This is a genomic window from Protaetiibacter larvae (genome assembly GCF_008365275.1).
GTDB lineage: Bacteria > Actinomycetota > Actinomycetes > Actinomycetales > Microbacteriaceae > Homoserinibacter > Homoserinibacter larvae.
On sequence record NZ_CP043504.1, the window covers coordinates 317,936 to 331,038 of the forward strand.

Consider the following 13,103-nt stretch of genomic DNA (forward strand, 5'->3'; position numbering starts at 1 on the left):
TACGCGGGCCTCATTCGCGCTCTCCGACCACGCAAACGCCGGAAACCGGGCCGTGTTGCCATTCGAATATTTGTTCGAGGAGAGTTCCTCCTCAGGCGGAACCGTCCGGTTCGGACTTCCGCCGGATCAACCGACCCAGAGAGGAACCGATCATGGCCCCGAAGAAGCCCACCACCGCCCCGCTCGCGCACCGCGTCCCCGCCGAGCCGACCGCGCTGATTCTCGACTACTGCCGCTGGCTCAAAGAGCAGACCGGCTACGACGTCGACCCGATGAGCGTCTACCTCGGCTCCGCCCTGCGTGGGGCTTTCAAAAAATCGCCCGGCAACCAGAAGCGGCTCGCGGCACAGGCCGAGCGGATCGCCGCCGAGAAGGTCGCCCGAGAGCAGCGCCGCGCCGAGCGCGCAGCGAAGGTCGAGAAGCCGAAGGTCGAGAAGCCCAAGCCCGCGCCGAAGGGCAAGGCGACCAAGGCCGCACCCGCGCCGAGCCGTCGCCGCCCGCTGAAGGGTTCGACGGTCGCCACCGCTGAGGGCGTGGTCATCGCGCAGCAGCGCCACATCGACCTCACGGACGGTGCCCAGTGAGCGACCGGCCCGTGAACGTCCACAAGTCCGCACCTGAGACGGCGTCCGAGGCGTCGGGCTGGGAAGCGGTGAAGAAGCGCGGCTTGGACTTCGGGCTGTGCATCCGGTGCGCCTCGCAACTGGCGTGGGGCTGTCAGAACGGGTTCACCACTGTCCATCCGCCGTGTCCGGCGTGCGCGCCGCTCGTGGCGCTCCTGCCGAGGGAGCGGGTGAACGGGTGGCGCACGGTCAACGGGGCGAGCCGCGACGGTGCGAACTGGCCCAGCCCCACAGCCGGTGCCACCCAGAACCTCACCCGGAAGGATTCCGGCTCCCCGCGTAGGGGTGGGACTCCCGAGCAGCGCCGAAAGGCCACACGATGAGCGCGAAGCACTGCCTGATCTACGTCAGGGTCAGCACCGAGGAACAGGCCGCGTCCGGGCTGGGCGTCGAGGCGCAGACCGCACAGGCCGTAGCCGAGTGCGAGCGGCGCGGTTGGACATACGAGGTTCTGGCCGACCTCGGCGCGAGCGGGAAGCACGTGAACCCGAACCTGCGGCGAGCGCTCGACATGCTCGACGCCCACCAAGCCGACGCGCTCATGGTGGCGAAGTTGGACCGGCTCGCCCGCAGCGTTCGGCACGCCGCAGCGATCATCGACGACGCAACCCGCACCGGCTGGGCGCTCGTGGTGCTCGACAACGCCCTCGACCTCACCACGCCGGGCGGCAGGGCGATGGCGCAGATGCTGGCGACGTTTGCAGAGTACGAGCGCGAGATGATCTCCTCCCGCACCAAGGAAGCCCTCGCCGCCCGCAAAGCACGCGGACTCCACAACGGGCGCAAGTCAGCGATCCCGGCAGGCGTGCTGCGGCGCATCGTCCTCGACCGCGACGCGGGGCGCTCCTTCGACAGCATCGCCCGCACGCTCACCGCCGACGGCGTACTCACCCCGACCGGCCTCGACACCTGGCACGAGTCCACCGTCCGCCGCGCCTACGCCAGCGCGGCCCGCACCCCTCAGGAGGCATGACATGGCGCACGTTCGAGAGGTAGCCCGCAAGGACGGTTCGGCGTGGGAGTGCCGGTGGCGGGAGCCGGGAGGCACATTCAAGCAACGCACTTTCCCCACGGAGGAAACGGCCCGGGAGTTCGTCGTTGAACTCAAGATCGAACGCCGCGACAACGGCACCACGACGCACATGTCTCGACTCGGCAAGAAGTTCCAGGACGTGGCCGACGCAAGCATGGCGGCGAGCGCCCACCGACTCAAGCCCAAGACGCTGCGCGGCTACGAGGACGCGTACCGCCTGCATATCTTCCCGACCTTCGGGCAGCGGCGCATTAACACGATTACGTCGATGGACGTCGAGAAGTGGATGTCCGAGATGCAGCGGAAGACATCACTGCAGACGGGACGACCCTACGCAGCCGCGAGTGTCCGGGGCGCGTTCGTCGCGCTGACCAAGGTGTTCTCGTACGCAGTCAAGCACCGCCTCATCCCGGCCAACCCCTGCGCGCCCGTCGAGCGCCCGCGCCTTCACCCGCACGACATGGTGTTTCTGGCACCTGACGAGGTGGCCGCGGTCGCGTCGGAGTTGGACGCGCTGCCGCCTTACGGCCTGCTGGTGAGGGTGGCTGCATACTCCGGCCTGCGCGCCGGAGAACTCGCCGCGCTGCGAATCCGGGACGTGAACTTCCTCCGCGGGCATGTCGAGGTGCGCCGAACGGTCGCACGAGGTAAGGACGGCTGGACCTTTGGCACCCCAAAGTCCGCACGTTCGACCCGCGACGTGCCTCTGCCGCGATCCGTTTTGGAGGAACTGCGGGCGTACCTCGCGCAGCACCCGCACCGCACTGATCCGCAGGCGGCGCTGTGGCCCGGACGGCGGAAGGGCGGCTACGGCGAGACCCGCGCGCCACTCGACTACGACCGACAGATCAACGTCGGTTCCGTGTACCGGAACCACTTCGCCCCCGCTCTGGCACGGCTCGGCATCCAGCCCGCACGTTGGCACGACCTGCGACATTTCTACGCAAGCGCGTGCGCGGCACAGGGTATCGACATTCGCAAGGTGTCCAGGTGGATGGGTCACGCCAACATCAACACGACTGACTCGATCTACACACACTTGTTCAACGGATCAGCCGTCGCCGACATGGATCGCCTCGACGCTCTCGCGACCGCACCCCCGGCTGCGCCCGTACCGCGCATCGGAAGGACCGCGGAGGTATGACCGCTTACGAGTGCGGCAACCCCAACGCCCGCGCGATCTTCGCGGAGCACGTCGCAATGCTCCAGCCCGCGCTGGAGGCGCTTTATCGCGAGTTGCTAGTGAACTTGCTCCGCGAACCGCCCGAGCGCTTGCTGGCCTGGGCCGACCTCGTCAACCCCGACGTGCTCGAAGCACTCATGCGCGCAGGGAACGGCGGTTGGCTGCGCGCAGTCGAAGCGCTCAACCTCGACATCGAGCACGGCTACGACGTGACGACTGAGCCACGCGACAGGCCCGACCACTGAACGGCGGACGAGGGGTTCCGGAGGGGATCGTGAACCGCCCTGTCGCAGCGCAAAGGCCCGGTGCACCGAGAGAACTCAGTGCTACCGGGCCTTTTCCTGTGGGTGGCGAGTGAGGGATTCGAACCCCCGAAGGCTATGCCGGCTGATTTACAGTCAGATCCCTTTGGCCGCTTGGGTAACTCGCCGTGTGCGCGCCCGACTCGTGTGTTCACCAACCGCACGCGCCCCTCAAGGATACAAGGTCGGACGGGGCGCCGGGACCACGCGCGTACCGGTCGGCCGGCCGCGGGCGGCTCAGGCGACCGCGTCGCCGTAGCGGATCGCGGCACGGGCCACCCGCCCCACGTAGTCGGTCGCCGAGTTGTACGAGATCACCCCGGTGCGCCAGCCCTCCTCGGTGTCGAAGGCGGTACTCGCCCGGCACAGGTAGTTGCTGGCCGCGACGACCGCGTCGTCGATGTTCTGCGGATCCTCGATGCCGTCGCCGTTGCCGTCGACGTGCCAGTTGCGCCAGGTCTGCGGGATGAGCTGCATGGGACCGACCGCGCGGTCCCCGTCCGGGTCGCCGTCGATCTCGCCGCCGTCGCTGTCGGGGATGAGCGCCACCCCGTCGCCGTCGAGCGCGACCCCGAAGATCGGCGGCACCGCGGTGCCCGTCTCGTCGAGCCGCGAGCCGCCGTGACGGGCGTGGTCCGACTCGATCGCACCGATGCCGGCGAGGGTCGCCCAGCTCAGCCGGCACTCCGGCATGGCGGCGGCCTTCACGATCGCCGCGCCCGCGTAGGCGGCGAGCGCCCGGGCCGGGATGCCGGTGGCATCCGATGCCGCCCCCAACCACTCCAGGTCGACGAGGCCGGCGACCCCCGGACCGGTCGGGGTCGCCGCGGCGACGGGAGGCGCCACCGGCGGCGCCCAGCGCGGCAGCGGCTCGGGGGGTGCCCCGGGCTCCGGCCACCCCGAGCCCACCGGACGCGGCGCGAACACGAGCGTGATGAGCGCCGCCACGAGCGCCACCCCGAGAGCCACGGCGGCCACGACGCCGAAGGATCGGAGCAGGCTGCGCATCCTCCACGTCCTACCATGGCGACATGGCAGATTCCTCATTCGACATCGTGAGCAAGGTCGACACGATGGAGACCCAGAACGCTCTGAGCCAGGCGCAGAAGGAGATCGCGCAGCGCTACGACTTCAAGAACGTGGGCGCGTCGATCGAGTTCTCGGGCGAGAAGATCCTCATGAAGGCCAACTCGGAGGACCGCGTGAAGGCGGTGCTCGACGTGTTCGAGCAGAAGCTCATCAAGCGCGGCATCTCGCTGCGCTCGCTGGATGCGGGCGACCCGTTCCCCTCGGGCAAGGAGTACCGCATCGAGGCGAAGATCAAGGAGGGCATCTCGAGCGAGGACGCCAAGAAGATCTCCAAGATCATCCGCGACGAGGCGCCCAAGTCGGTCAAGTCGCAGATCCAGGGCGACGAGCTGCGGGTGCAGTCGAAGAGCCGCGACGACCTGCAGGCCACCATGGCGCTGCTCAAGGGCAAGGACCTCGACGTCGCCCTGCAGTTCGTGAACTTCCGCTGATCCCTGGCGCGGTTTCGGCCGGATGGCACCGGCGAAACCGCGCCACCCGGCCGAAACCGCCCCTTCGGGGCGACCTCATGTATCAATGGGGGCTTGTGGGCGCTCTTGGCTCACCGTGAAGATTCAATCCATGGGCGAGGGGGAGTCCGTTCGCAGCTCCGGCCCCGCCGATGGCGGAGAGTCCGCTCCGCTGTGGGCGCAGGCCGGGGAGCTGTTCACCGCATGGCGCGCGGGACGCGCCGGCGGCATCGACCAACTCGTGCGACTCGTCTCCCCCGTGCTGTGGCATGTGGTGCGCGCCTACGGCCTGCGCCGGGATGAGGCCGAGGACGTCGTCCAGAACACCTGGCTCGCGCTCGTGCGCAGCCGCGAGAGCATCCAGGATCCCCGCACCGTCGTCGCGTGGCTGACCACGACCGCGCGCCGGGAGTCGTGGCGGGTCGCGAAGGCGGTCGGCAAGCAGGCGCCGGTCGCCGACGAGACGCTCGAATGGCTGGGCGACAGCGTCGAGGCGGCCGAGCAGTCCGCCGAGCGCAGCATCGAGTCCGCCCGCCTGTGGCGCGCCGTCGCGGCGCTCCCCGAACGCTGCCGCCGGCTGCTGCGTGTGATCGCCTTCGCCGAGCGTCCCGACTACGAGAGCCTCTCGACCGAGCTGCACATGCCGATCGGCAGCATCGGTCCCACCCGCGGACGCTGCCTCGGCAAGCTCCGGGAACTCATGATCGAAGGGGCGGCCGGATGATGCCCAGCAACGACGACGCCCGGCTGTTCGCCTCGCTGCGGCAGCTGTGGGAGGAACGCGATCCGATGCCCGAGGGGCTCGTCGAGGACGTGCTGGTCGCGCTCGAGACCCATCGCCTGGCGGACGAGTACCGCGAACTGCTGCTCGTGTCCGATGAGCACACGCTCGCCGGCGTCCGCGGGGAGGCGCCCCGCATCCTGCAGTTCGGCGCCCAGGCGATCACCCTCATGCTGCGCATCGACACCGACGGCGACCGCCACCGGATCGACGGCTGGCTCGCGCCCCCGCGCGCCGGCCGGGTCGTGCTCGAGATCGACGGCGTCGAGCACGCCTCCGTGCCGATCAGCGCCGAAGGCCGCTTCGAGTTCGCCGAGGTGCCGAGCGGATCGTGCCGGCTCGCCATCCACCCGGCGGACGAGGACGGCCACAGCGTGACCGGCGAGTTCCGTGTCTGAACCCCCACCCCCCAAGATCGGAGACCCCCCGATGGCCGCAGACGAGTCGAACTGGCGCCGCCGCGCCGAGCGGGAGCTTCCGCTCGGGGTGGTGCGCGAGGTCACCCGGGACGACGCCGCACTCGATCCCGCCCTCTCCACCGGGTACGTCCCGGCGCGGCTGCTCGTCTCGACGCTGCTGCCGCCGGACGACCCGGTGCGTGCCGCGCTCGAGAAGCTCGTCGCCGAGTTCGGGTGGGCGCTGGATCCGGAGGCCGCGGCCGAGGCGCAGCGCCGGCAGCGCGCGCCTCGACTGCCGGAGCCTCCCGAGGTGCGCGAGGAGCGCCTGCGCCGCTACCCCTGGGCGAGTGGCGAGCCCGGCACGCAGCGGTACCGGCTGCGCGCGGTCGCACCGAACGCCGCCACCCCGGACGCCTGGAACGTGCTGCGCCGGGCCCGCGAGCGCGGCCTCGAGCTTCCCGGGGTCGGGCTCGAGCACGTCGGGTTCGTCGCGCCGTACCACTCGACCAACCCCTACCACTCCACCAACCCCTACCATTCGACGAACCCGTACCACTCGACCAACCCGTACCACTCCACCAACCCCTACCTCGGGTCCTCGCCCATCGAGGAGTACGGGGCGGTCGGTGCGGGCGGGCGGCAGGTGGTCGACTACGTGGGGCCCGACCCCGCGGCGGCGACCGCGAAGCCCGCGCAGGAGGCAGTGGTCGGCATCCTCGACACCGGGTGCGGCCAGCACGACTGGCTCGACCCCGTGGTCGACACGGTGACCTTCGGCGGGATCGGCCGCACCGACCCGGCCGACGACCCGGAGCGGCACCCCGACCTGCTCGGCCCGCTCGACGGGGTCATCGATCCGGCCTCCGGGCACGGCACCTTCGTGGCGGGCCTCGTGCACCAGAAGGCGCCGCACGCCCGGATCGCCCCCATCCGGATCGCCGGCTCGGACGGCTTGTGGGAGGAGCAGGAGCTCGTGGACGCCCTCACCGGCGTCATCGAGCGGGTCGAGGCGGGTGCGCGGCTCGACGTGCTCAACCTCTCGCTCGGCTACTACCACGAGACCCCCGAGCGCAGTCAGTTCGACATCACGACCGCCGAGCTGCTGCTGCGCCTGCGGCGCGCAGGGGTCGTCGTGGTGTGCTCGGCCGGCAACGACTCCACCGAGCGGCCGCTGTTCCCCGCGGCGTACGGCCCGTGGAATCCGGAGCCGGCGGGCGGCGCCCCGTGGATCGACCCCGGAGACGGCGCACCGCTCGTCTCGGTCGGGGCGCGCAACCCGAACGGCACGGTCGCGCTGTTCAGCAACCTCGGCCCGTGGGTGCAGACCTTCGCCCCGGGCGCATCGATCGTGAGCACGATCCCCGCCGGGGTCCCGAAGGGTGGCGAGGCCTTCGCGGGCGGCGTCCAGCCGGTCGGCTCCGACCCGCTCGACGGCGTCGCGCGCGAGACCGTCGACCCCGACGACTTCCGCGGCGGTTTCGCGCTCTGGAGCGGCACCTCCTTCGCCGCCCCCGTCGTGGCGGGCCTCATCGCGGCCGAGCTGCAGAAGCATCCCGACGACGGGGGCTCGCGCGTGAAGCGCGCGCATGCGGCCGTCGCCGCCGTGCTCGAGCGCCTGCAGCGCTGAGGAGCCGGATGGGGGGACCCCGCACCGCCGCGGAACTGTACGCGCGAGCCGTGTCGGCCGGCAACGCCGGTCGGCACGCTGCCGCGCGCCGCGACCTCATCGCCGCGACCTCGCGCGACCCCGATCCGGACACCGCCGCACTCGTCGCGGGCACCCTCGCCTACCTGGACTCCGAACGCGGCTCCCCCGACGCCGGGATCGCCGCGATCGACGCGGCGCTCGCCGGGGAATCCATCCGCGAGCAGACCCGTGCCGTGCTCACGAGCCAGCGCGGCCTGCTCGAGCTGCGGCGCGGCCGCGCCGAGGCCGCCATCCGCGACCTGAGCCACGCGATCGAGCGGCTGGACGCCGAACCGCTGAGCCTCGGGCGCGCGTACCTCAACCGCGGGCTGGTGCGCCTGGATCGCGCCGAGATCGAGGCGGCCGAGCACGACTTCGCGCGCGCCGCCGAGGCGTTCGGCCGGGCGGGCGAGCCCGTGGAGGAGGCGAAGGCGCACGGCAACCAGGGCTACGCGGCGATGCTGCGCGGCGACCTGGCGCTCGCCATCCGCACCATGGATGCGGCCGGCTCGGTGCTGGGGGGTCTCTCGCCCGTCATGCGTGCGATCGGCGACACCGACCGGGCGGAGGCGCTGCTCGCGGCCGGGATGAGCACGGAGGCGACGCGACTGCTGCGCGGCACGGTGCAGATCTACGGTGCCCGGCGGTTGCGGCAGACGCAGGCGGAGGCGGAGGTGGCGCTCGCCCGTGCCCTGCTGCTGGACGCGCCCGCCGAGGCGGCGGCCGTGGCCCGACGGGCGGCTCGGCGGTTCCGCACCCGCGGCAACGCGAGCTGGGCGACCCGCGCGGACGCGCTCGTCGTGACCGGCCGGCTGCTCGCGGGCGACCGCGGGGCTGCGGTGCACCGCCTGGGGGCGGCGACCGCCGAGCAGCTCGACGCCATCCATCGCGGCGACGACGCCGCACTGCTGCGCCTCGAACTGGCGCTCGCGGCCCTCGCCCGCGGGCGGTACGCCGAGGCGTCCGCCATCCGCGACGCGGTCCGCCCGGATGCCACCGCGTCCCTCGCCGTCCAGGTGCGCGCAGAGGATCTCGACGCCGAGCTCGCGCGGGCACGCGGCGACCTGGCCGCGGTGATCGCCTCCGCCGCGCACGGCATCGCGACCCTCACGACCTGGCAGTCGAGCCTCGGCAGCCTCGAGCTGCGCGGTGGCGCCGCCGTGCATGGCAGGCACCTCGCGGTGCTCGGGGTGCGCGCCGCGCTCGACCGGGGGTCCCCGGACGAGGTGCTCGCCTGGTCGGAGCGGGTGCGCGCACTGAGCGGCAACCTGGTGCCGCTGCGCCCTCCCGCGGACGACCGGGTCGCCGCGGCCCTCACGGAGCTGCGCGAGCTGCGGATCCGCGACGCTCCGACCCCCGAGTCGGGTGCCCGGGAGGCGCGGCTGCGCGACGCGGTGCGCCGCATCCACTGGGCGGACGTCGCGCATGCCGACGGTCCGGGCCACGCGGTGACGCTCGACGAGCTGGGCGCGGCACTCGTCGCCGACGACGCCTCGTTCGTCGCCCACCTGTGGACGGGCGACCGCTTCGCCGCCCTCGTGCTCGCCCCCGGCGGTTCCCCGCGCGGTCGGATCGTGGAGCTGGGCGGCGCCGAGCAGGTCGTCGGGTTGCTCGCGGGGCTGCTCGCCGACCTCGACGTGAGCGCCGCGACGCTGCCCGCCCCGCTTCGGGAGAGCGCGGACGCGTCGCTCGCCGCGCGCCTCGCCGCGCTCGACCGCATCCTGCTGGCGCCGCTCGCCGACGAGCTGCGGCACGCCGAGCGGATGGTGCTGACGCCGGCGGGCGCGCTCGCCGGGATCCCGTGGACGATGCTGCCGACCCTCGCGGGGCGCCCGCTCGTGGCCGCCGAGTCGGCGCGGCGCTGGCTCGACGAGCGGCTCGCGCGATCCGTCATCCAGCGGGTGGGCTTCGCCTCCGGCCCCGGGGTGGAGCGTGCCCGCCAGGAGATCACCGACGCGGCGGAGGCGTGGGATCCGCCCGCCCGGCAGGCGCGCCACGACGCGACCGCGGGGGAGGTCACGCGCATCGCCGAGAGCGTCGAGCTGCTGCACATCGCCGCGCACGGGCGGCACTCGGCCGAGCATCCGCTGTTCTCCGGCTTCGAGCTCGCCGACGGGCCGTGGTTCGGCTACGACATCGACCAGCTCGCGAGCGTACCCCGTGTCGTCATCATGTCGGCGTGCGAGCTCGGCCGTTCCGCGAGCCGCTGGGGAATGGAGGCGCTCGGGATGGCGCGCGCCTGGCTGCACGCGGGGGCGCGCTCCGTGCTCGCCGCCCCGGCCGCCGTCGGCGACGAGCGCGCCGCAGAACTGCTGCCTGCGGTGCACCGCGAACTCGCGCGCGGCGCCGGCGTGGCGGACGCGCTGAGCGCGGCGACGCGCACGACCGGGCTCACGACCCCCCTGCTGGTGCGCGGCGCGGGGTGGTGATCGGCGCATTCGACAGCGCGGTCGCCCCGCCGAACCACCAGCGATCCCCGTCATCGACGACGAGATCGATGCCGAAGGCCGCCGCAGCGGTGCCCGTCGACGCCGCGAAACGGGCCGCGGCATCCCGGATGCGCGCGGGGATGCGCCTGCCGAGCAGCGACTCGATCCGCTCCGCCCCGACGACCACCCCGCCCGCGACCACGAGCCGCACGAGGCGACCGCTCGCCCCTCCCGCCCGCAGCGCGGCCTCCAGCAGCACGAACGGCGAGGTGTCGTCGTCCCACAGCGGCTGCGGGCAGTCGAAGCCCACCCGCGTGGCGGTGAACTCGGACAGCAGGGCGTCGGGGAGCTCGCTCGGCAGGGATTCGTGGATGAGGGTCATCGCTGCTCCTGGGTCGCGGGGGGGCGGTTCCGTCGCGAGAGAAGAGGGCGATGCGGTGCGCCTGATACACCTGACAAACTGAGCGCGTGGACGACGACCCCACCCCGTGGATCACGCTCGTCACGGTCGGAGCGCTCCTCGTCATCGACCTGGCGGTGCGCATCACCGCGCTCATCGTCGTCCCGCGCAACCGGCGCCCGCAGACGGCGATGGCCTGGCTGCTCGCGATCTTCTTCATCCCGTATCTCGGCGTGCTGCTGTTCCTCGTCTTCGGCAGCGCACGGCTGCCCCGCGGTCGGCGTCGCAAGCAGCGGCAGGTGAACGAGTACATCCTCGAGACGACCGAGGGAATCGAGCTCGTGCAGAAGGACCCGAGCTGGCCGAGCTGGCTCGAACCGCTCGTCGAGCTCAACCGCACGCTCGGCGCGATGCCGCTCGTGGGCGGCAACAGCGCCCGGATGTGGGCGGACAACCAGCAGGCCTTCGACGCCATGGTGGAGGAGATCCGCAAGGCCAAGCGGATCGTGCACGTCGAGTTCTACATCCTGTCGCTCGACGAGACCACGAAGCCGTTCTTCGACGCCCTCGGCGAGGCGCGAGCCCGCGGCGTGAAGGTGCGCGTGCTGCTCGACCACCTCGGCAACTTCCAGTACCCCGGCTATCGACGCACCCGCCGGCGGCTCACCGAGCTCGGCGTCGAGTGGCACCTCATGCTGCCGTTCCTGCCGTTCCACGGGCGCATCCAGCGGCCCGATCTGCGCAACCACCGCAAGCTGCTCGTCGTGGACGGCGAGGTGGCGTTCACGGGGTCGATCAACGTCATCGAGACCCCGTACCAGCGGAAGAAGAACCGGCGCCGAGGGCTGCACTGGAAGGACTACTGGGTGCGCTTCGAGGGGCCCGTGGTGGCCGGCATCGACGCGATCTTCGTGACCGACTGGTACTCGGAGACCGACGAGCTGCTCATGCGCGAAGCCGCCCCCATCCGCGTCGGCGACGGGCACCTCGACTGCCAGGTGGTGCCGAGCGGCCCGGGCTTCTCGGTGGAGAACAACCTCCGGCTGTTCAACTCGCTCGTCTACAACGCCCAGCGGCGCATCGTGCTCGTGAGCCCGTACTTCGTGCCCGACGACTCGATGCTCTACGCGGTGACGACCGCCGCCCAGTCGGGCCTGCACGTGGAGCTGTTCGTGTCGGAGATCGGCGACCAGTTCATGGTGTACCACGCGCAGCGCAGCTACTACGAGGCGCTGCTCAAGGCGGGGGTGAAGATCTACCTCTACCCCGCGCCGACCATCCTGCACGCCAAGCACATGACCTTCGACGACGAGGTCGCCATCATCGGGTCGAGCAACATGGACATGCGCTCGTTCACCCTCGATCTGGAGATCTCGGTGATGATCCACGGCGAGCCGTTCCTGAGCGAGCTGCGTCAGGTGGAGGACGACTACCGCGCGGTGAGCCGCGAGCTCACGCTCGACGAGTGGCAGCGGCGCCCCCGCTGGATCCGGATCGTCGACAACCTCATGCGCCTGACGGCCGGCCTGCAGTGACGAGCGGGGTCAGGCGATGCGCGCCGCGACCCCGAAGCGCGCTGCGAGGTCGGCCAGCAGCGACTCGACGGCGCCGACGTCGCCGCCCTCGGCGAGAGTCACGACGAGGGTGCCGCGGCCGACCGTCACGCTCGCCACGTCGGGCACCGCCGCCGCGGCCCGCCACTGCTCCGCCCAGGCCGGGTAGGGGTTGTCGTCCGGCGAGAGCGCGAGCGGCGTGCCGAGCTCCGGGCCGAAGCGCGGCTGAACCCCGATCGACTCGATCACGATCTCGACACCGTCCGGGTTGCGGGACTGGATCGCGGTGCTGAGCTCCGTGAGCGCGTCGGGGCCGGCGACGACGAAGTACAGCCGGCCGCGGTTCGCGAGCCCCGCCACTCCGAGCTCCTGGGCGAGCGCGTCACGCAGGACGGTTGCCGGGCTCGAGGACGGCAGCGTCCCGTCCTCGGTGACCGAGACGGACCGCGCGCCCCACCGGGAGGCGCTGCGCGATTCGAGGAACGCCGCGACGTCGGCCGTGAGACTCGCCGCAAAGCTGCCCTGCACCTGCAGCCGGGCGCTGTCCGGGGCGACCGCGGCGGTGAGCACCGGGAACCGCGCGTCGAGCGCGAGGAGGTCCTCCGCGAGCGCGGGAACCTCGGCGCCGGGCCCGGTGGCGAACTCGATCGGGCCGCCGCTGACCGAGAAGTCCCCCGGGAACGCCGCGGTGGCCAGCGCCCGGAGCACGTCGAGCGGATCGTCCCCCACGACGGACAGCCTCAACACCTCGTCCGCCGCGAACTCGAGCACGATCGGCGCCCTCGCCGTCCCCTCGATCGCCTCCGCGAGCTCCGCCAGCTCGGCGAGCTCGTCACCCGGACATGAGGCGAGACCCAGCTGCCGGAGCGTGGTGGCTCCCGCGGTCACGGCGAGGGAGAGCCGGATGTCGGGCGACCGCGGAAACGAGCACGCCGTCGCCACGACGGCCGCAAGCACCTCGGCGTCCGCCTCGAGCACGACGTCGACGGACGCGTCGACCAACGTCGGCAGCGGTCGGGAGATCCCCACCTCGACGCTCTCGACGCCGTCGAGCTCGCGGAGCGCCTGCCCGTAGCGCTCCACCTCGCCCGCGGTCGACGCGGAGCATCCGGTGAGCGCGGTCGCGACGAGGACAGCGGCGAGGGCGGCGACGCCGGCGCGTGTTCGAGGGATCAT

13 protein-coding genes and 1 tRNA gene are annotated in these 13,103 nt (G+C 72.1%); 10 read left to right on the forward strand and 4 right to left on the reverse strand.

Features of this window, described 5'->3' with window-relative positions; genetic code table 11:
• The first annotated feature begins 152 nt into the window (after positions 1-152).
• The 4 genes from FLP23_RS01470 (at position 153) to FLP23_RS01485 (ending at position 3,084) form a co-directional block, all read left to right on the forward strand.
• Positions 153-584 (forward strand): hypothetical protein, encoded by a 432-nt coding sequence (locus tag FLP23_RS01470; protein WP_149324235.1) that lies wholly within the window; start codon positions 153-155, stop codon positions 582-584.
• 358 nt (positions 585-942) lie between these two features.
• The gene (locus tag FLP23_RS01475; protein WP_149324236.1) at positions 943-1,596 is read left to right on the forward strand and encodes a recombinase family protein; all 654 of its coding nucleotides are present in this window, start codon (positions 943-945) and stop codon (positions 1,594-1,596) included.
• Position 1,597: 1 nt separating this feature from the next.
• The gene (locus tag FLP23_RS01480) at positions 1,598-2,800 is read left to right on the forward strand and encodes a tyrosine-type recombinase/integrase (RefSeq protein ID WP_149324237.1); all 1,203 of its coding nucleotides are present in this window, start codon (positions 1,598-1,600) and stop codon (positions 2,798-2,800) included.
• The gene (locus tag FLP23_RS01485; RefSeq protein WP_149324238.1) at positions 2,797-3,084 is read left to right on the forward strand and encodes a hypothetical protein; all 288 of its coding nucleotides are present in this window, start codon (positions 2,797-2,799) and stop codon (positions 3,082-3,084) included. Before FLP23_RS01480 ends, FLP23_RS01485 begins: the two co-directional genes overlap by 4 nt.
• 103 nt (positions 3,085-3,187) lie before the next feature.
• Here the strand turns inward: FLP23_RS01485 and FLP23_RS01490 are convergent.
• Together FLP23_RS01490 and FLP23_RS01495 are read right to left on the reverse strand one after the other, a co-directional pair.
• Positions 3,188-3,269: transfer RNA gene (locus FLP23_RS01490), tRNA-Tyr, on the reverse strand.
• A 109-nt stretch (positions 3,270-3,378) separates the two neighbouring features.
• On the reverse strand, positions 3,379-4,149 hold the full coding sequence (locus FLP23_RS01495) for a lytic murein transglycosylase (protein ID WP_168200345.1): 771 nt from the start codon (positions 4,147-4,149) through the stop codon (positions 3,379-3,381).
• Between the two features lie 23 nt (positions 4,150-4,172).
• Here FLP23_RS01495 and FLP23_RS01500 point away from each other — a divergent pair, with 23 nt between their 5' ends.
• The 5 genes from FLP23_RS01500 (at position 4,173) to FLP23_RS01520 (ending at position 9,974) form a co-directional block, all read left to right on the forward strand.
• Positions 4,173-4,661: a YajQ family cyclic di-GMP-binding protein gene (locus FLP23_RS01500; protein ID WP_149324240.1), complete on the forward strand. Its 489-nt coding sequence runs from the start codon at positions 4,173-4,175 to the stop codon at positions 4,659-4,661.
• A gap of 130 nt (positions 4,662-4,791) precedes the next feature.
• On the forward strand, positions 4,792-5,403 hold the full coding sequence (locus FLP23_RS01505) for an RNA polymerase sigma factor (protein WP_149324241.1): 612 nt from the start codon (positions 4,792-4,794) through the stop codon (positions 5,401-5,403).
• Positions 5,400-5,858 carry a hypothetical protein gene (locus tag FLP23_RS01510; RefSeq protein ID WP_149324242.1) on the forward strand — a complete coding sequence of 153 codons (459 nt, stop codon included), beginning with the start codon at positions 5,400-5,402 and terminating at the stop codon, positions 5,856-5,858. The genes FLP23_RS01505 and FLP23_RS01510 overlap by 4 nt, the downstream gene beginning before the upstream one ends.
• Positions 5,859-5,889: 31 nt before the next feature.
• Positions 5,890-7,485: a S8 family peptidase gene (locus FLP23_RS01515; protein WP_149324243.1), complete on the forward strand. Its 1,596-nt coding sequence runs from the start codon at positions 5,890-5,892 to the stop codon at positions 7,483-7,485.
• Between the two features lie 8 nt (positions 7,486-7,493).
• Positions 7,494-9,974 (forward strand): CHAT domain-containing protein, encoded by a 2,481-nt coding sequence (locus tag FLP23_RS01520; protein WP_149324244.1) that lies wholly within the window; start codon positions 7,494-7,496, stop codon positions 9,972-9,974.
• Here the strand turns inward: FLP23_RS01520 and FLP23_RS01525 are convergent.
• Positions 9,937-10,356, reverse strand: a complete 420-nt coding sequence (locus FLP23_RS01525; protein ID WP_149324245.1) for a hypothetical protein — start codon at positions 10,354-10,356, stop codon at positions 9,937-9,939. The two genes, FLP23_RS01520 and FLP23_RS01525, sit on opposite strands and share 38 nt — an antisense overlap.
• 86 nt (positions 10,357-10,442) lie before the next feature.
• On the opposite strand from FLP23_RS01525, the gene cls reads away from it, so the two are divergent.
• Entirely contained in the window at positions 10,443-11,909 is a 1,467-nt protein-coding gene (gene cls, locus FLP23_RS01530; protein WP_210413914.1) for a cardiolipin synthase, read from the forward strand.
• A gap of 9 nt (positions 11,910-11,918) precedes the next feature.
• Here cls and FLP23_RS01535 read toward each other — a convergent pair whose 3' ends face one another.
• Positions 11,919-13,103, reverse strand: a complete 1,185-nt coding sequence (locus FLP23_RS01535) for a hypothetical protein (protein WP_149324246.1) — start codon at positions 13,101-13,103, stop codon at positions 11,919-11,921.